Annotated in this window: 19 protein-coding genes and 2 pseudogenes; 19 read left to right on the top strand and 2 right to left on the bottom strand. The window is 57.9% G+C overall.

From position 1 onward, the window contains the following. Positions 1-42 precede the first annotated feature (42 nt). From HZB34_03790 to HZB34_03825, 8 genes and pseudogenes are all read left to right on the top strand, one after another. Complete coding sequence (locus HZB34_03790) at positions 43-900, top strand: fatty acid desaturase (GenBank protein MBI5315071.1); 858 nt, start codon at positions 43-45, stop codon at positions 898-900. A 333-nt stretch (positions 901-1,233) separates the two neighbouring features. Then, positions 1,234-2,232, top strand: a complete 999-nt coding sequence (locus tag HZB34_03795; GenBank protein MBI5315072.1) for an NTP transferase domain-containing protein — start codon at positions 1,234-1,236, stop codon at positions 2,230-2,232. Between the two features lie 12 nt (positions 2,233-2,244). Then, positions 2,245-2,670: a DUF2934 domain-containing protein gene (locus HZB34_03800; GenBank protein ID MBI5315073.1), complete on the top strand. Its 426-nt coding sequence runs from the start codon at positions 2,245-2,247 to the stop codon at positions 2,668-2,670. Next, positions 2,586-2,759: pseudogene (locus tag HZB34_03805) on the top strand (IS110 family transposase). The gene HZB34_03800 and the pseudogene HZB34_03805 overlap by 85 nt, the downstream one beginning before the upstream one ends. 214 nt (positions 2,760-2,973) lie before the next feature. After that, positions 2,974-3,515: pseudogene (locus tag HZB34_03810) on the top strand (chlorite dismutase family protein). A gap of 565 nt (positions 3,516-4,080) precedes the next feature. After that, a complete protein-coding gene (locus HZB34_03815) occupies positions 4,081-4,797 on the top strand; it encodes an outer membrane beta-barrel protein (GenBank protein MBI5315074.1) in 717 nt (238 codons plus the stop codon). A gap of 74 nt (positions 4,798-4,871) precedes the next feature. Continuing rightward, entirely contained in the window at positions 4,872-5,582 is a 711-nt protein-coding gene (locus tag HZB34_03820) for a Crp/Fnr family transcriptional regulator (GenBank protein MBI5315075.1), read from the top strand. A gap of 82 nt (positions 5,583-5,664) precedes the next feature. Continuing rightward, positions 5,665-6,141 (top strand): hypothetical protein, encoded by a 477-nt coding sequence (locus tag HZB34_03825; protein MBI5315076.1) that lies wholly within the window; start codon positions 5,665-5,667, stop codon positions 6,139-6,141. A 263-nt stretch (positions 6,142-6,404) separates the two neighbouring features. Here HZB34_03825 and HZB34_03830 read toward each other — a convergent pair whose 3' ends face one another. Further along, positions 6,405-7,082, bottom strand: coding sequence for a universal stress protein (locus HZB34_03830; protein ID MBI5315077.1), 678 nt, complete (start codon positions 7,080-7,082; stop codon positions 6,405-6,407). Further along, positions 7,060-7,758 (bottom strand): alpha/beta hydrolase, encoded by a 699-nt coding sequence (locus tag HZB34_03835; protein ID MBI5315078.1) that lies wholly within the window; start codon positions 7,756-7,758, stop codon positions 7,060-7,062. Before HZB34_03835 ends, HZB34_03830 begins: the two co-directional genes overlap by 23 nt. A gap of 524 nt (positions 7,759-8,282) precedes the next feature. Between HZB34_03835 and HZB34_03840 the strand changes: the two genes are divergently transcribed. From HZB34_03840 to HZB34_03890, 11 genes are all read left to right on the top strand, one after another. Next, the gene (locus HZB34_03840) at positions 8,283-8,792 is read left to right on the top strand and encodes a universal stress protein (protein ID MBI5315079.1); all 510 of its coding nucleotides are present in this window, start codon (positions 8,283-8,285) and stop codon (positions 8,790-8,792) included. Positions 8,793-8,794: 2 nt separating this feature from the next. Beyond that, the gene (locus HZB34_03845) at positions 8,795-9,220 is read left to right on the top strand and encodes a cupredoxin domain-containing protein (GenBank protein MBI5315080.1); all 426 of its coding nucleotides are present in this window, start codon (positions 8,795-8,797) and stop codon (positions 9,218-9,220) included. Between the two features lie 218 nt (positions 9,221-9,438). Next, positions 9,439-10,395 (top strand): universal stress protein, encoded by a 957-nt coding sequence (locus HZB34_03850; GenBank protein ID MBI5315081.1) that lies wholly within the window; start codon positions 9,439-9,441, stop codon positions 10,393-10,395. A gap of 14 nt (positions 10,396-10,409) precedes the next feature. Further along, complete coding sequence (locus HZB34_03855; protein ID MBI5315082.1) at positions 10,410-10,634, top strand: DUF2934 domain-containing protein; 225 nt, start codon at positions 10,410-10,412, stop codon at positions 10,632-10,634. Then, positions 10,618-11,991: a hypothetical protein gene (locus HZB34_03860; GenBank protein MBI5315083.1), complete on the top strand. Its 1,374-nt coding sequence runs from the start codon at positions 10,618-10,620 to the stop codon at positions 11,989-11,991. The genes HZB34_03855 and HZB34_03860 overlap by 17 nt, the downstream gene beginning before the upstream one ends. Before the next feature lie 156 nt (positions 11,992-12,147). Beyond that, entirely contained in the window at positions 12,148-12,531 is a 384-nt protein-coding gene (locus tag HZB34_03865) for an NAD(P)H-dependent oxidoreductase subunit E (GenBank protein MBI5315084.1), read from the top strand. Then, positions 12,440-12,673: a hypothetical protein gene (locus HZB34_03870; GenBank protein MBI5315085.1), complete on the top strand. Its 234-nt coding sequence runs from the start codon at positions 12,440-12,442 to the stop codon at positions 12,671-12,673. The genes HZB34_03865 and HZB34_03870 overlap by 92 nt, the downstream gene beginning before the upstream one ends. Before the next feature lie 71 nt (positions 12,674-12,744). Beyond that, a complete protein-coding gene (locus HZB34_03875; GenBank protein MBI5315086.1) occupies positions 12,745-13,314 on the top strand; it encodes a Spy/CpxP family protein refolding chaperone in 570 nt (189 codons plus the stop codon). A gap of 208 nt (positions 13,315-13,522) precedes the next feature. After that, positions 13,523-14,647 carry a fructose 1,6-bisphosphatase gene (locus HZB34_03880; protein ID MBI5315087.1) on the top strand — a complete coding sequence of 375 codons (1,125 nt, stop codon included), beginning with the start codon at positions 13,523-13,525 and terminating at the stop codon, positions 14,645-14,647. A gap of 8 nt (positions 14,648-14,655) precedes the next feature. Beyond that, positions 14,656-15,903 carry a 6-phosphofructokinase gene (locus HZB34_03885; GenBank protein MBI5315088.1) on the top strand — a complete coding sequence of 416 codons (1,248 nt, stop codon included), beginning with the start codon at positions 14,656-14,658 and terminating at the stop codon, positions 15,901-15,903. A gap of 34 nt (positions 15,904-15,937) precedes the next feature. Continuing rightward, on the top strand, positions 15,938-16,768 hold the full coding sequence (locus HZB34_03890) for a universal stress protein (GenBank protein MBI5315089.1): 831 nt from the start codon (positions 15,938-15,940) through the stop codon (positions 16,766-16,768). Positions 16,769-17,073 lie beyond the last annotated feature (305 nt).

The following is a 17,073-nucleotide window of genomic DNA, read 5'->3' on the forward strand; positions in this document are numbered from 1 at the left end:
CCTTCAGCCTATCTACCTGAGTCGTGACAAAAAGAGAACGTTATGAGCCATCACCTGAATGCTTCCGCAGAGAACAGCCGAAGCGCGTTGGATATTCCGACGGCAGCGCTGTTCTCGCTGGTCACGTTAACGGCCCTCATCGGAGTGCCGCTCTTCGGCTATGTCCATGGCTATACGCGGCTGGACTGGGCCATGGGCGGCGTCCTCTATCTCATCAGCGGACTGGGGATCACCGTGGGGTACCACCGGATGATTTCCCATCGCAGCTTCCGATGTCCCGACTGGGTCAAGGCTGCGTTCTTGGTCGCGGGCGGCTGGGCGTTGGAGAACTCGGCGCTGAAATGGGGCGCCGATCATGCGCGGCACCATGCGCGCGTGGACCAGGGGGAGGATCCCTACAACGCGACGAGAGGATTCTGGTACAGCCACTGTGGCTGGCTCTTCACGAAAAGCCCGCACTGGACCGAACGATACGCGCCCTGGCTTCGCAAGGATCGCGTGGTGATGTGGCAGCACCGCTGGTACGTCCCCATCGTCCTGTCCGGCCTGGCGCTGCCGTTTCTCGCGGGATACGCCTACGACGGCTGGATAGGCGGCGCGGGCTGCTTCTTGCTGGCCGGTGTCGGGCGGGTCTTTCTGGTGCTGAACTCCACGTTCTGCATCAATTCCATCTGCCATCTATGGGGAAGTCAGCCCTACAGTCAGTCCAATACCAGCCGGGACAGTTGGTGGGTGTCGCTGATCACGCTGGGAGAAGGGTACCACAATTACCATCACGCCTTTCAGCGGGACTACCGGAACGGACCCCTGTGGTACAACTTTGATCCGTCGAAGTGGCTCATCTACGGGTTATCCAGGTTTGGACTCGCCGAAGGGCTGGTCAGATTCGATCAGGGCTAGGTCAAGAAGCTGAACGGGAGGATACAGAGTATGAATGGAAGCATGTTGTCCTGGCTCACAAACTACGGGGTAGACTTCTCAAAAGCGGTGATTGCAGCAGAAGCGGTGATGATCCGGGGTAAGGCCACGTAACCCAATGCTTGAAGGCTTCTAGTACATTGCCGGGGAAAGCGTCGCAGCCCTGGCCGGCCGTCCGCCGAGCCGGACAAGAAGGAGTGTGGTAGTGACGCGGCCCCGGTGTCGGTGGTGAGGAGTGAGACGGCCAACTCCAGTCACGGCTCAGGTGACCAGACAAGACAGACCGGCGGAAGCGCCGGGGAAAGGACGACGATCATGGCAGATCAAAGAGATGCGGGCAGGGTGGCCTGGTCCATCGTGTTGGCTGGCGGGGAAGGGGAACGGGTCAAACCCCTTGTGCAGCGATGGTTGGGTCGGTCTCGACCGAAGCAATATTGCACCTTCGTCGGGACCCGATCGATGTTTCAACACACGGTGGACCGTGCGAGACGGCTCACTTCGGCGGACCGCGTCGTCGTCGTCGCGGCTCGCCACCATCGGCTCGACGTGGAATCCCAGTTGCGCGGCCGGCCGATCGGCAAACTCGTGTTGCAACCGGCCAACCGTGACACGGCGGCGGGTGTGTTCCTGCCGCTGTCCTACGTGTGGGGCCGCAATCCTAAGGCAACGATCGTGGTTCATCCGTCGGATCACTTTATTTTTCCGGAGCACCGATTTCTCGACACCGTGCGGCGCGCGATTATGTCTATCGAAGCCATACCGGACCGGATTCTCTTGCTGGGCGTCCAGCCGGATCGGTTGGAGACCGAGTACGGATGGATTGAGCGTGGCCCGGCGTTGACCGGGTCGCCGAGTCACCCGGTCCGCGCGGTGTCTTCATTTCTCGAAAAGCCTTCGACCGAGCTGGCGGATGCGGCACTCCGGGCCGGCGCCTTATGGAACACGCTGGTCCTCGCCGCCAAGGCGGAGGCGTTGTGGCACGCCGGTTACGCCTGTTTTCCCGACATGATGCCTCTCTTTGAACGGCTGGCGTCTGCCTGGGACACGCCGGACGAACGCTCTGCCTTGGAGGCCGTCTATCAGGAGATGCCGGCGTATAACTTTTCTTCGCACCTGCTCCAACGGCTGCCGAACCGTGTGGCGGTCATGGAACTGGCCGGTGTGCTGTGGAGCGACTGGGGCAAGCCGGAACGGATCGCGGAAACGATCTGCCGCATCGGCAAGACCCCGGCGTTTTCTTTGAACTGCCTCGACCGGCCGTTCATCCCATACCCGATTCCGGAGACTGCACCGCAGATGCTGGCGTCCGCCTAACGGAGGTTCACGATGGCGACTCGCAGATCCCCCTCAGGCACCGTTGCCAAGCAGGCGTTGGCCAAGAGGAAGACCAAGAGCACGAGTGCTCAGAGCACCGCATCGGCGGTTGAGGAGGGAGTTCCGCCGCTGGCCGATGCCTACGCACGCCATGCCAGAATCGCCATCCGCGCCTATGCCCTCTTCGAAAAGCGAGGGTGCCGGCCGGCTACGACCTCCAAGATTGGCTGGAGGTGGAACGGCACGTGTTGGAGGAAAGGAGACCATGACCATGCCGAACTCTCGGTCTGGCGTCCACAGGCCGTCGCGGACGTCCGACATCCGCCTGCGTCGGGATCCACCGCCGCCGTCCGCTCGTGGCGACACGCTGCAATCCGGCTATCAAGACGTTCTATCAGCGATTGTGTGGGGTGGGCAAAGCCAAGAAGGTGGCCCTGACCGCCTGCATGCGGAAACTGCTGATCATCCTGAACGCGATGTTCAAACATCGGCCTCCCCGGCGCCCGGACCTGGTTCAGTGTGCTTGACAGTCAAGACGGTTGCTGACCACGGAAGTCTTCAACGTGTTGCACGTGCTGGTTGAATGCGGGGAAAAATTTATGGGAGAACTTACACGAGAATAAAAATTTTCTGTAACTACTCAGGTAGATAGGCTGAAGGCTTTTAGTCTTCAGTCTTCAGTCTTCAGCCTGAACACCTAAGCAGTTACGATTTTTCAAGACGTTATACGGAGGAGTTTCGATGTCGACACCAGAACAAACCCCCGCGCTCCAAGCACCTAGGCGTCAATATGTGAACTTCGCCTTCTATGAAGTCGACCCGGCCTGGCGGCGCCTCCCGGAGAGTGAACGGACCAAAGGCAAGCAGGAGTTTATCCGCGCGATCGAAGACTACAACGGCAAGGTGCTCGTCGTGGCCTACTCCTGCATCGGGATCCGGGGCGACTGCGATATCATGCTGTGGCGGATCGGCTACGAGCTGGAACTCTTCCAGGACATGACCACCAAGATCCTGGCCTCGGGCCTGGGACAATACCTGAGCACGCCCTACTCGTATCTCTCGATCACCAAGCGCTCAGTCTACGTGGATCATCACACCCACGAAAATCAAGAGGGCAAACGTCTGACCGTCGTGCCGGGAAAAGCCATAAGCCGGAAGACTTTCTGGATCTCGTCATGGCGCTCCGCGAAACCGAGGGTTCACGCTATACGTTGCGCGATACGCCGATTTTCACCTGCATCCGCAAGAGCCTCAAGGACATGCTCGACACGCTCGGCGGCTGACGCGACGTCGGAGCGACAGGGGGCTGCCACCCTTCCGATCGGTCAGGTGGATAGACTGAAGACTGAAGGCTAATGGAATAGGATCAAAGGGTCAGAGACACAAGAGTGGGAACAAGCTGTTTACTCTGTGCCTTGCGCTTCGGCCTGCAGTCTTCAGCCTAACAGGCTGTTGACAAAGTCCGCCAGCGGCGTTCTCGCGGCGCTCAGAGGCTCAACGTACTGCAGCGAGTACGCTTCGCCTCATCGCTTGCTGCGGCCTTGCTGGACGGCCTTTCTGAACAGCCTGCGACGGCTTCTGAACGGGTCCGTGAGTATTCGGGCCTTGCGTTTCTGTCATGTTCAAGTAGTTTGTCAACACCCTGCTAAATACCTGAGTAGTTACACCGCAACGACGCTTCGAACTCACGCCGGCTCTCCTAATGTAATGAGCCGGATATCCCTGTTGAGGCGCGCGCAGTGATGAACATGACGAAGATCATGTTCTCGACTGACGAACATCAGAGTCAAAACTGTCTGTCAAGCCTAGCATGACCCCCCTGTGCAACACTCACCAAAGGGGGATGTCATGATAGAGAGGGGCAGTCTACGGTTCAGATTGGCAGGATGGTTGAGCGTCGTGCTGCTGTTGATCGCAGCAGTACCCGCTGTGTGTGCTGTGTCGCCGGCTTCGGCTGAAGACGCGACGTCGACCGGGAATCGTGTGTTCTTTCGCGGAGGTTATGCCCAACTCAGTAGCGATCGAAGCAACGAGCTGTTTACTGATGGGCACAGCACATTGGGCACAGGTCCCTCGAATGGCAGCAGCACCGGCTATTACGTCGGCGCCGGCACGGATCTCATGCTCACGAAAGACGTGTGGGGCATGATGAAAAATATCGCGGTCGTGGGCGAAATCGGAGTGGAATACAAACGGTGGAATTCCAACACCGTCGCGAACTCGGATACCGGTTCGGTGCCGGTCACTGGTGTGAGCACCGGTGGTACGACGCAGGTGCAACTGACCATGTTGACGGTCAGCGTGTCGCCAAAAGTGAAGTTTATGCAGGGCAGCGATTTCCAACCTTGGGTGATTCCCGTTGGACTCGACTTTCATGTGATCAGCCCGCCGTCGAATCAGACGCAATACTTGGACATCGGGGTGCAGTTCGGCGCCGGGGCGGAATATCGGATTTGGAAGGAGTTGTGGGTTGGCGCGGATAGCCGATACCACGTGGCTTCCAATCAAACCAACACGGTCAATAACTTCTGGACCATCGGTCCCTACATCGCGATCGGGTTCTAGCGGACGACAGAAGTTAGATCGTGCGCCTGTTCTCCGGTCGAGCGTCGCAGCGAGGGCGTAAAACGGATGACCCTATGAGACGGTCCTCGGCTTTATTCAAGAACTGTGCGACCTGCAGCCTGCGTGCCAAGGCGATCCTGTGCGACCTGGCCGACGCGGAGTCGGCCACGTTTCAGAAGCTTCGGCACTCCCTGCAGTACGACGCCCGGCAGACTGTGTTTTACGAGGGCCATGCCTGCCTCGGGCTGTACCTGCTCTGCTCGGGCAAGGTCAAGCTCACCCGCTCCTCGGCGCGGGGGCAGCGGCAGATCGTGCGCATCGCGGAGGGCGGAGACCTGATCGAGAAACACGTGTTCCGCAACGAGGCGCTTCATGAGGTGACCTGCGAGACGCTGGAGCCCTGCCATATCTGTTTCATAGACAAACGGGCGTACCTGGAACTCATCCGCCGGAACAGCGAATTGGCCATCAGGCTGATCCAATTGCTCAGCAGTGAACTGGGCCTCCGGATGGATCAGCGCGATCTCTTTGCATTCCGGAGCGGGCGGGAGCGGCTCGCAGCGCTGCTGTTGGAATTGGGGGCTCGTTTCGGCCAGAAGGCGGGCAGAGGGACGCTCATCGGGATCAATCTAAAGCGCGAAGAACTGGCGGATATGGCGGGAGTTGCCGTGGAAACCGCCATCCGCCTGCTCAGCGCTTTCTGCAAGGAGGGCCTCATCAGTCTCGACCGGCGGTCCATCACGCTGCTCAGCCGGGATCGCCTGGTCCGTATCGCCAAGCTCTGATACAGTCTGGCGATACTGGGGCTCGGCTGGAACCTCATCCGTTCCGATCAGAGGCGACCAGACCGGTCTTCTTTGTGAATCTATGACTCTACTCGTGATGTGGCTCCATCTCCTCGCGGCCGTTGCCTGGATCGGCGGTATGCTGTTCCTGTCGGTTGTGCTGGTGCCGGTGCTCAGGCGTGAGCCATTTGCATCCCAGAGGGCGGTACTGATTCGAACGACGGCCTTGCGATTCCGCGCGGTAGTCTGGAGCGCGATCATGGTCCTCTTAATCACGGGTCCTCTGTTGCTGCATGAAAGGGGGATTCCAATCACAGACCCGTCGGGATGGCCCAGGATCCTGGCGGCCAAGCTGGGACTCGTGACCATCCTATTATTCTTGACCCTGGCCCATGATTTTATCCTCGGGCCGCTCGTCGGGCAGATCATGCAACTTCCCATGGAAAGCCGTACCAGGTTCGATCGGGCTCTAGTCCTGTGGTCCCCCTGGGTCGCTCGCTTTTTGCTCATACTTGCGCTCGCCGTCCTGTTGGCCGCAGTCATTCTTGTGCGGAGCTGAAAAAGCCGTCATGAGGTCTGTTTGGTCTATCTAGTCTGTCTGGTCTATCTGGTTAGCTGGCACATTTAGTTCCTCTCATACTCCGAACCAAACCAAATAAACCAGAGAGACCAGACAGACTAGATAGACCAGACAGACCGTCTCTCAGTGAAACACGAGTACCGGGCAGGGCGTGTTGTGTAAGACGGCATGGGATACGCTGCCGAGCATGAAGCGGGTGATTCCTTGCCGGCCTCTTGTGCCCATCAGAATCAGGTCCGATCTTAGCGTAGTCGCTTGTTGCAGGATGATGGTAGCAGGTATGCCGACCGTAGCAACTCCGTGCGCCTGATAACCGATGGCGCGAAGCCGTTCCGCAACACCATTGAGGAAGTCAGTCTGCTTCTCCAATATCTCGGTAGAGGCAGCGGCCGCAGCGGCATCGTTTGGCCAGGGTGGTGCTGTTTCAGGCAATACGGTGAGCAGTGTGACCCCTGGAGCGGCAGCAGGATCTCTTTCATGGCCTTGACCGGGCCGTTGACGATCAAGGTGGCGCAGGGGGCCAGAGTGAGGACGCGATGTGACACACTGCCGAACAGCCGCTCTTTGACGGGGCCAAGGCCCCGTGCCCCCATCACGATGAGATCGGCCTTCTGCTCCTCAGCCATCGCTACAATGGCCTCTGCCGGAGACCCGATTCGAAGCTGTTTCGTCGAAGGGCCTGCGTGCGGCGGGAGGAGGGACTGGATTCGATCGAGCAGCCGCTCGCCGTCTTCTCTCATGCTCTGCTCGAGAGTCTTATAAATCTCTTCCGCCGCTTCCGGCATCATCATCGGATAGGCCGGTTTCGGAACGTCCAGCACGTGAAACAGGGTGAGCTGTTCTGCCCTGGCAAAGTATTTCAGAGCGTGAACTGCCTCATAAGAATTATCCGATCCGTCAACCGCGAGTATGGTTTTCATCGAGGACGCTCCTTTGTTCGTGGGCCTGTGCCCTCGGCGAGGCAGGGCGAAAGTATTGCTGAAACCAGATAAGCGCGTGCTCAGCCACCTCTTCGAGCGTGCCTGGTTCTTCGAACAGGTGCGAGGCGCCGGGCACGATGACCATACGTTTAGGGCAGGTCAGCAACCGGTAAGCCGCTCGATTCATCTCGATGACCGGTTCGTCGTCTCCGCCGACAATCAGCATTGTCGGCGCTGTGACCGACGAGAGGTAGGGTTCGGCCAGATCTGGTCTGCCACCCCGCGACACGACAGCTCGAATGGACGAGGGATCCCTGGCTGCCGCTTGCAGGGCCGCGCCGGCTCCGGTACTGGCCCCGAAATAGCCGAGGTCCAGGCCCTTCGTTCGACCGTCCTGTTCGAGCCAGTCTTTGGACCAGAGAACCCGATCAGCCAGGAGGTCGATGTCGAAGACCTTACTCCGGTCCTCTGCTTCATCGGGAGTCAGGAGATCGATCAGGAGCGTGCCCACCCTTCCTTGCTGGAGCTTACGGGCAACGAAATTATTGCGGGGGCTGAATCGCCCGCTGCCGCTTCCGTGCGCGAAGACCACTATTCCAAGCGCCTGCGCCGGAAGGCCGAGGATTCCTTCGAGGGACAGAGACCCCCGCGTGAGTTTTACCGTTGTTTCACTCATTGCCCCTCACCTTGAGGGCTGCGACCCTGATCAATGTTACGGGGCGATTATGGGAAAACCGTCCGTATCGTCGCCCGGTCACCATTCGATGCTCACTGACAATCAGTGGGGCAGAAAAACAAGATGTAGACCCCCACCGCGAGTCCGACTAGGACAGCTCCCAGCAACAGCCATTGTGTCCTTGTCATAGATGCGTGCTCCGTTGCGTTACACAGAGACCAGCAAGTCCGGTGCCGTTTCCGTAATAGCCTCGTGAAGCGTGAAACGTGAAGCGTGAAACGTGAGTCATAAGGAACGAAGAGGAATCTGTTGCCTTTTGCCACAGAGAGAAAGGCCAAACTGTAGCAGGACACCCCCGCCTGACATGCGAGAAACCGACCGCTGATGGCTTAAGGTCCGGCAGGAGAGAGAAATTCTCTGATTCCATCAAGCTATCAGCCTTCAGCCTTCAGCCTAGATCGGATGGCACCGGCCTTGCTGATACAGGGGATACAGGGAATGAGTCAAACTCTTGGAGGGGTGGCATGGCGGAGTCGCTTTTTAGAAAGATTCTTGTGCCGATAGATTTTTCTCCTTGCTCGGAAGAAGCCTTTCGCGTCGCGCTCACTCTTGCCAAGACATTTCAATCGGAGTTGCTGCTGTTACATGTAGTCGACACGAGTGCACTGGCGACCTTCAATCAGCTGGGGTTATTGGCGGTGCCCTCAGATGCGCAAGGCCAGAAGCGTCGGCTGCGGCATCATGCGCGACTGAATGTGCGGCGATTGCTTGAATTGGAGGCAGCCAAAGGTGTGGCTGTGAAACGAATCATCTTAGAGGGCGGCCCGTTTGTGGAGATTGCGAAGACAGCCCGGATCGAAAAAGTGGATCTAGTGGTGATGGGGAGTTACGGCGGGCGTTCAGGGAACGTGGATAAGATTTTTTTCGGCAGTACCGCAGAAAAAGTGGTACGAACCGCTGGGTGTCCGGTGCTGACTGTTCCATTGCTGTCCAAGCCGAGGCGATCAGTCGAGCATACGTTGAAAGGGAGGTAAGCATGACAAGTCGGAAAGCGCAGCAGGGATGGCTTCTGGTGCTTGCCATCACTGGCTGGTTTTGGTGGGAGACCGCAGGGCCGGTGTTTTCGCAGTCGGAGCAGGTCGTCCAGGTCACGATCAAAGATTTCAAGTTCGTGACCAAACAGGACGTGCTCCGTCTCGGATTTCCCACAGTCATTAAGGTCAGGAATGAGGATGCCGAACGGCACGATTTTGGGTCGGCTATGTTTGAGGGCCTGCCCACCCAGATCGAGAAGGACGGAGTGATTGTCTATGGGCGAGGCCTCGGGGGAGTCTATCTCGACCCCAAACGGGATACGGTGATTCGGTTTAACCTGTCACGGCCTGGCCGATATGAGTTCCGTTGCTCCATCCATCCGAATATGGCGGGTGAGCTGCTCTTGCTCAGCGCGGAGGCAGTGTAAACAATATGCAGGCTGCTGAAAAAGTCCACCAGCGTCGTTCTCGGCTCATCGAAATCCTCAACGTACCCCAGAGGGTACGCCTCCGGTTTCGACTCGCCTGCGGCCTTGCTGGATGGCCTTTTTGAGCAGCCTGTGCGCCGTCGAAGTTTTGCCATGCTGGAATAGTTCTTCAGCTGTCTGCCAGACGTTATGGGTCGGAAGGTAAGGAGACGAGTGCCTTGATTAAGCGAATCCTGTTTGCCACGGATTTTTCACTCTGGGCCAAGCGGGCGGAAGACTATGCCTGTTTTATGGCCTGTTCGTGGAGGGCTTCTTTGACAGTGCTCAGCGTCGCGGAATTTCTACCGGGGCTCAATCCCGATTACTCGGTCAATCAGCAATACTTGGCTGAGCTGCTCAAGCAGGCATCGTCGCAGTTAGTCGACCTCAAGGCTCGTGCGGAGCGGCGTGGCATTGCGGTTACGACGAGAGTGGCTACGGGGATTCCGAGTGAAGAGGTGATCACTGCCGCGAAGGCAGAGGACTCGGATCTCCTCGTCGTAGGGACCAGGGGGAAGACCGGCCTCGCACATATCTTGTTGGGCAGTACCGCTGAGCGGGTCATTCGAGGAGCTCCCTGCCCGGTATTGACGGTGCGAACGGAGCCGGCCGACTCAGAGGAGAGAGGTACTCTGTCGAGACCGGTCACGCTCGAAAGGATCCTCATGCCGGTCGATTTTTCAGACTGCTCCCTCGATGCATTGGAGTACGCGGTTGTAGTGGCGCAGCAGGCGAAGGCCTCCCTCGTGTTGTTGCATGTTCTGGAGCCAGTCTCGTACGGTTTGGACTTTAGCTTCGGCGATAGCAAGAGACGCGGCCAGGAACGAGCGAGTTGGACGAAACGACTGGAAGAGTTGACATGCTCGCACAGGGATTCCCAGGTACCGATGGAATCCCTGTTACGGGGCGGCTCTCCGGCCGATTCAATCCTGGATTCTGCCAAGACCCTGCCCTGTGATCTCATTGTCATGGGGACGCACGGACGGCGTGGAATTTCGCACAGCATCTCCGGCAGCGTAGCGGAGGCAGTCCTGCGAAAAGCGCTCTGTCCTGTCATTGCAGTACGCAGCCAAAAATTGGGACCTGGCCGTAGTAGGGTGATTTCGACAGAAGTCACCCCCGTAACGCACACTTAACCAAGGAGCCGGTCATGACAAGTGCGGTAAAATCCCCGATAAAAAAGAAACCCTCGATGCGTTCCCCCTTGGCGGCATCGCCACAAGCTATTGAGCTGCCGGACGGCATGCTGGATCGTATTTCGCGAAAGGCCTATGAATTATGGCAAGAACGAGGGTACCGAGACGGGCAGGATCTCGAGGACTGGCTTGATGCCGAGGCTATCGTGATGGAAGAAATCCATGAAGCTCGCGAATGAAGCAACAGCCGGCCTTTGGGTACCTCTTGTCCCGTCGCTCGATGCGCTGCTCACCCGATTGGAATCCCTTTCGTTGGAACCGAGGATGGTTGCCCAGCGGCAGATCGCAGTGGGATTCGCCCTCCAGCCCTATCTTGAGAGGGGCGGGGGCGCGCTTTTGTCCCCCCTGCCGGAGGAAACGGAGTTAGCCAATCTCATACTCTACGCCGACTTCTACCCGCAGGATGGACAACTGACGTTGATCGAGCAGTTGCGCGACATCATCACAGAGCATATTCCGCAAGAAGAGCGTGAGTGGCTGGACCCGCTGAAACATTCCTATCTCGATCTGGCCGAATTCCTGTCGGTCGACGAACAGGAAAAGCGCCTGGTCTTTCACTCGATAGGTGATGCCCGGGTCTATCGTGTGCCGGACGGAGAATTCAGCAAAGGGTTGCAACAGGGGCAAGTGTTATTGACGCGGCTGATTCGCGAGCCTGGCGATGTGGAATGGGAGCGGGCGGTCATCGCAGGCACCGCAATCATATTGGCCAAGGAGGACGGCAAGGGCCTGCTGAACGCGACGCTCGACTATCGGCGGCAGGTGGAGATTTCATCCGGGTCGTTCGAACTCGGCGATTGGCCGGAATTCGCCAAGCGCTATGGGCATGTCTTACTCTGGACCTTCGCCCGCATGAGGCTTGCCGCGCTCCTCGACGCGGTGGTGAGTATTCGTTATGTGGTGAAAGGGGGGCAACCCTACCTGTATGCCTTGGCTCTGTACGATCATAGCGAGTACGCATACATGGGTGACACGCTCGCAAGCCTTGAAGGATTCGAGCGGGAGGTGACGGTTCCTTCCGGTGATGGAGCCTCCCCCTCGAAAAAGGCTCTGTACTTCGTGCAGAGGGGAGCATTCGAGGCTCTTGAACCCTCGGTGGTCGCAAGGCTGATCCTTACTGCGACCCAGTTATGGGTCGAGTGTGATTCGAGGGAGCGGCTCGATGCCGTCAAGCACAAGCTGGCTGCGACGTTCGGATTCTCTCTCCATTTTCGCGGCGAGATCAGTACCCCGCCACCCCGGAAGCTCAAGGAGTCAGAATTGGCCGTCGAGGAGCCCCTGACCTTGGTCATTTCGGCGGCGGAGGATCGGGTCCTTCTGAGCAGATTTTTAGAAACCCTGTACTTAGAGTGGGCGGAACGGGTCTGTCCGTCGCTTGGGGATCATATGCCTCGTCACGTCGCAGCCTCAGCTGCAGGTCGTGCGCAGGTCGCTGCTTTGATTGACGACATGGAATGCCATGACCCTGGAGTCAGGCGCACGGGCCGTGCGGTGTATGACTACAACAAGCTGAGAGCCCACGTGGGACTTGACTAGCAGGCTGCTGAAAAAGTCCGCCAGCAGCTCGATTGAACCCGTGAAGCGTATCTCGTGAAGCGTCGTTCGTTTCTGGATTCGGACGTTTCACGTTTCACGAACGACGAGGACAGCCTTTTTGAGCAGCCTGAATAGTTCTGCAGTCTGTGAGGTGACGTGATGACGATTCGGTACAAGGACAGGTTCGCCGAGGTGCTCGAAAATTTCCGCCCTGTGCCGCCGGACAAACCGAATATTCTCAAAGGGCTGCTGGCTGTCCAGTCTGCTCTAGGGCATGTGCCAGTGAGTGCCATACCCCAAATTGCGCGAGTGCTCGGTGTATCGGATGCTCAGGTTGCCGGGGTCTTGTCCTATTATTCGGATCTCCGGATTCAATCGGCCGGTCGGCACCTCATTCGGATCTGTATGGGCGAATCCTGCGTGGCCAACCGCAGTGATCTAGTCCTTCGTGCGATCCAAGATCAGTTGCGCGTTTCTGTCGGAGACAACGGGCCTGAAAGGAGACTTACCCTGGAACAGATGTTCTGCGCAGGGAACTGAGGAGGATCTCCTGCTCCTATCCGATCTCGGAGAGACCATGAAAGCCGCCAGTCTCTGTGCCTTGGGAGGGCGAGCGCCCTATCCGGTCGAGACGGCGATTGAACATTTCGGAGAGGAATTCCGGCAAGGGCTAAGGATCTAAATTTGCAAGATTTGCTAGGTAAGTGAGAAGGGCGAGATATGTGGAAACACCGGCCAACCAAGGAGGATGCGATGAAGACGAAGGTGTTCATAAGTGGTGTGGGCCTCATTGCCGTGCTGGGATTGGGTGCGCAGCCGAGTCTGGCGGATTATGAACAAGGGGGCTCACACGCGCATTCCGGCAAACATGGCTGTTGTGAAATGATGATGGGGCATATGGGACACACGGGACAAAATGCCCCATCAGCAGACCATCTCCAGCATCTCTTGAAACACCAGAAAGAAATCGGGCTGACAGAGGAACAGGTGAAGAAGCTGAAGGCTATTGAATTGGACTTCGATCGTGGACAGATCAAGATCGACGCGGAGATCCAGATTGCCGAACGGGAATTGCGGGCGTTGGTAGAAGATGAAAAGGCCGACCTATCCGCGATCGAAGCCAAAGTCAAGCAAAGCGGGGCGCTGGATGTGGGACGGCGGATGTTGGCGTTCAAATCCCGGCACGATGCGCTCGCGATCCTGACTCCGGAACAACGGGCGAAGGGGAAGGATGGCCATGGAACTAAGATGCAAGGGGCGCACGGAGGGATGCAGGGAATGATGGGCAGCCCGCATGGTGGTTCACCCACTGCAGGCCACTAGCCAGCGAAACAGGCTGATAGCCTTCAGCCTTCCGCTCCTTCAGCCTCCTCCGTAGAGAGTTCAGAAATGGTGGACATCGCAATGACCATACATCTGACTATCAATGGCCGGCTGCAGGAGTTGGTTCATTCATTGATTGCCTAACGTCGGATAAAGTGAAAAAGGCAGATTGTCGGGTCAAGCCCGCACCCTCAGAGAGAGGTGCCACATGGCGGTTGAGACGAACAAGCGGGAGCCGAAGAACATCACGGTGAGCGTCATCAAAGCAGACATCGGCGGGTGGGTTGGTCACTCGGCGATCCATCCGGCTTTGATCGACAGTGCGCACAGGCAACTCGAGACGGCCAAAACAAGCGGGATGCTCGTGGACTATCATGTGACAGCCTGCGGGGATGACTTGCAGCTCATCATGACGCACCGATATGGCGTCGATAGCGAAGTAATCCATCGCCTCGCCTGGGAGACCTTCGAAGGCGGCACCCAGGTGGCCAAGGATCTCCATCTCTATGGAGCAGGGCAGGACCTCCTCTCCGATGCCTTCAGCGGTAATGTCAGGGGCCAAGGGCCTGGCGTGGCCGAAATGGATATCATCGAACGGAAATCAGAGCCGGTCTTGATTTTTATGGCGGATAAAACTTCAGCCGGCGCTTGGAATCTTCCTCTCTATAAGATGTTTGCCGACCCCTTCACGACCGCCGGTCTCGTGATTGCCCCGGCGTTGCATCAGGGGTTCCGATTCGAGGTGCACGATATCCGTGAGCATAAGAAAATCACTTTTGATTGCCCCGAAGACCTCTACGACATGCTGATGTTTATCGGGTCGCCAGGAAAGTATACAGTCAAACATGTCTTCTCCCGTGCAGACGGGACCATTGCTGCCGCCTCGTCGACGGAACGGCTCTCGCTCATTGCGGGAAAGTATGTCGGCAAGGACGACCCGGTCATGATCGTGCGGGCGCAGCAGAATTTCCCCGCGGTCGGAGAAGTGCTGGATCCGTTTCGCTATCCCTGGATTATCGAGGGTTGGATGCGAGGCTCGCACTACGGGCCGTTGATGCCGGTGTCGGTGAAGCAAGCGACGCCGACCCGGTTCGATGGCCCTCCGCGCGTGGCCTGTGTCGGATTTCAGTTAGCCGACGGACGACTCATTGGGCCGCGCGACATGTTCGACGATCCGTCCTACGATGAAGCGCGGCGGGATGCCAATCGGATAGCAGATGTGATGCGCATGCATGGTCCCTTTGAGCCGCACCGGTTGCCTCTTGAGGAGATGGAGTATACAACTATGCCGCAGATTATGAAAAAGTTGGAAGGCCGCTGGGCAAAATTTTAGAAGCAGGGATGACGTTGCAAAAAACGACCGTCGGCATCCTGGTCGGGGGCGGACCGGCCCCTGGAATCAACAGTGTCATAAGCGCGGTGACGATCCGCAGTATCCTCGGCGGCTGCGAGGTCGTCGGTATCATCGACGGATTTAAGTGGCTCATGGAAGACAATGTCAGCCACGTCAAGCCACTCTCGATCGAAGAAGTCAGTCGTATTCACTTTCGAGGAGGGTCTTGTCTTGGTACCTCGCGGGCGAATCCGACGAAGAGGGCCGAATCTCTTGCCAACGTCTTATCCTCAATGAAGAGGCTGGGTATCACAGGTCTGGTGACCATAGGCGGAGACGATACAGCCTTCTCATCGCTCAAATTGGAAGAGCAGGTGACCGGGCTCGTGCAAATCGTGCATGTGCCGAAGACCATCGACAATGACCTCGATCTTCCTCATGGCATTCCGACGTTCGGTTTTCAAACGGCCCGGCATGTGGCAGTCGAGATCGTCAAGAATCTTATGGTGGACGCCCATACCACGTCGCGCTGGTACTTCGCCGTCACCATGGGGCGCAAAGCCGGCCATTTGGCCCTCGGAATCGGCAAGGCAGCAGGCGCGACTCTCACCATCATCCCTGAGGAATTTGAGGAGCGGCCTGTGAGGCTCCAACGTCTGGTGGATCTGGTGATCGGGACGATGATCAAGCGGCTCAGTGAGGGGCGTTCTGACGGGGTGATCGTCTTGGCGGAAGGATTGATCGAGATGCTTGACCCGCGAGATCTGGGTGGATTGGACCATGTCGAGCGGGATGAACATGGCAATCTGCGATTAGCAGACGTAGATATCGGCGATGTGCTCCGGCGAGAAGTGATGAGGGGCATGAAGGCCTTGGGGCTTGTCACGACGATCGTCGCCAAGAATGTCGGGTATGAATTGCGCTGTGCTGACCCGATTCCGTTCGACATGGAATATACCCGCGACCTCGGCTATTGTGCGGCGCAGTTCCTTCTCGATGGGGGCACGGCGGCCATGGTCTCGATCCAAAATGGACAGTTCATGCCGATTCCTTTCAAAGAGATGGTTGATCCTGTCAGCGGTCGGGCAAGAGTGAGGATGGTGGATGTCACGGCCCAGTCGTACCAGATCGCGCGTCGATATATGATTCGGCTCTCTGACGAAGACTTCAAGGATCCTGTGGCATTGGGCCGCTACGCCGCCCTCGTGGGGCTGTCGCCGGGGGCCTTTCAGGATCGTTTCAGCAAGTGGTGTTGAATGCGATAGGAACTCAATCGAAAGGATGCGCACGATGAATGTGCTTGTTGCGACAGATGGATCGAGGTATGGACGATGGGGGCTGAACTGGGTGGCCAAGCTGCCGTTCGTCGAGCCGCCGCGAGTGACGGCGCTGTATGTGCTCGATCGAGCCGTACACAGTCTACCGTTCCGGACAAAGTCAGAGATGCAGCGTATTGAAGCGCGCTCGGCCAGAACCATTGCCTACACCAAGAAACAGTTGGCGTCGCTGAAGCTCAAGGGCACGGTCCTCAGAGAGCAGGGGGTGGTCGCGTCGACGATCTTGAAGCATGCACCGAAACAGGGCGGGCTCCTGGTGGTGGGCAATAAGGGCCTCGGCGCCCTTGACCGTTTCGTGCTCGGCAGCGTGTCGACGAAGCTCATCCAACATGCAACCTGTCCGGTGCTGGTGATCAAAGGTGAGGCGGTTCCGTTGAAGCGGATCGCCTTGGCGATCGATGGGTCACCCGCATCGGCCAAGGCGTTGGAGTTTGTGCGGGCCACGTTTCAGCCGGATGGTTCGAACGGCAAGGGAAGGCATGTGCCGATTCACGTGAGCGTGGTCCATGTGATGCCGTTCATGAGGTACCCGGAGGTGAAGGAGGCGGGGCGCAAGCTGGTCGATCAGAGCGTACAGAAGCTGGTCAAGGCGGGATTTACGGCTGAGCCAGTGTGTCAGCTTGGGAAGCCTGCGGAAGAGATCATGGAGGTGGCTACTAAACACCATGCCGATCTGATCGTGATGGGGGCCAAGGGGTTGGATGCCGTCTCCCGGTTTCTCATCGGGAGCGTGTCGACGAGGGTGGTCCAGTATGCGAACTGTTCCGTGCTCGTCGTTCGGTGACAGTGTGAGAATGTCGCAAAAGCCCTCCAGCTTAAGGGAAGGTCAAGGCTTAGGCTAAGGTTGAGAGAGGAAAGTCAGATCTTTGCTCAACCTTAACCTCGACCTCAGCCTGCTTCACTCGCTGCGGCCTTGCTGGACAGGCTTTTTCACCATTCTCTCGCGCACGGTTGTTGTGCCCACGAACTTCGCATGACAGACTCACCTGTCTTATGTGTAGGGCCTCTTGCAACAGTCTCAGCGCGAATGTGCGGCGGCATTTCCCAATGCGGGACGGGGCGGCTATGATGTTGATTCAACAAGGAGGC

The organism is Nitrospirota bacterium (assembly GCA_016219645.1).
Taxonomy (GTDB): Bacteria; Nitrospirota; Nitrospiria; order Nitrospirales; family Nitrospiraceae; genus Palsa-1315.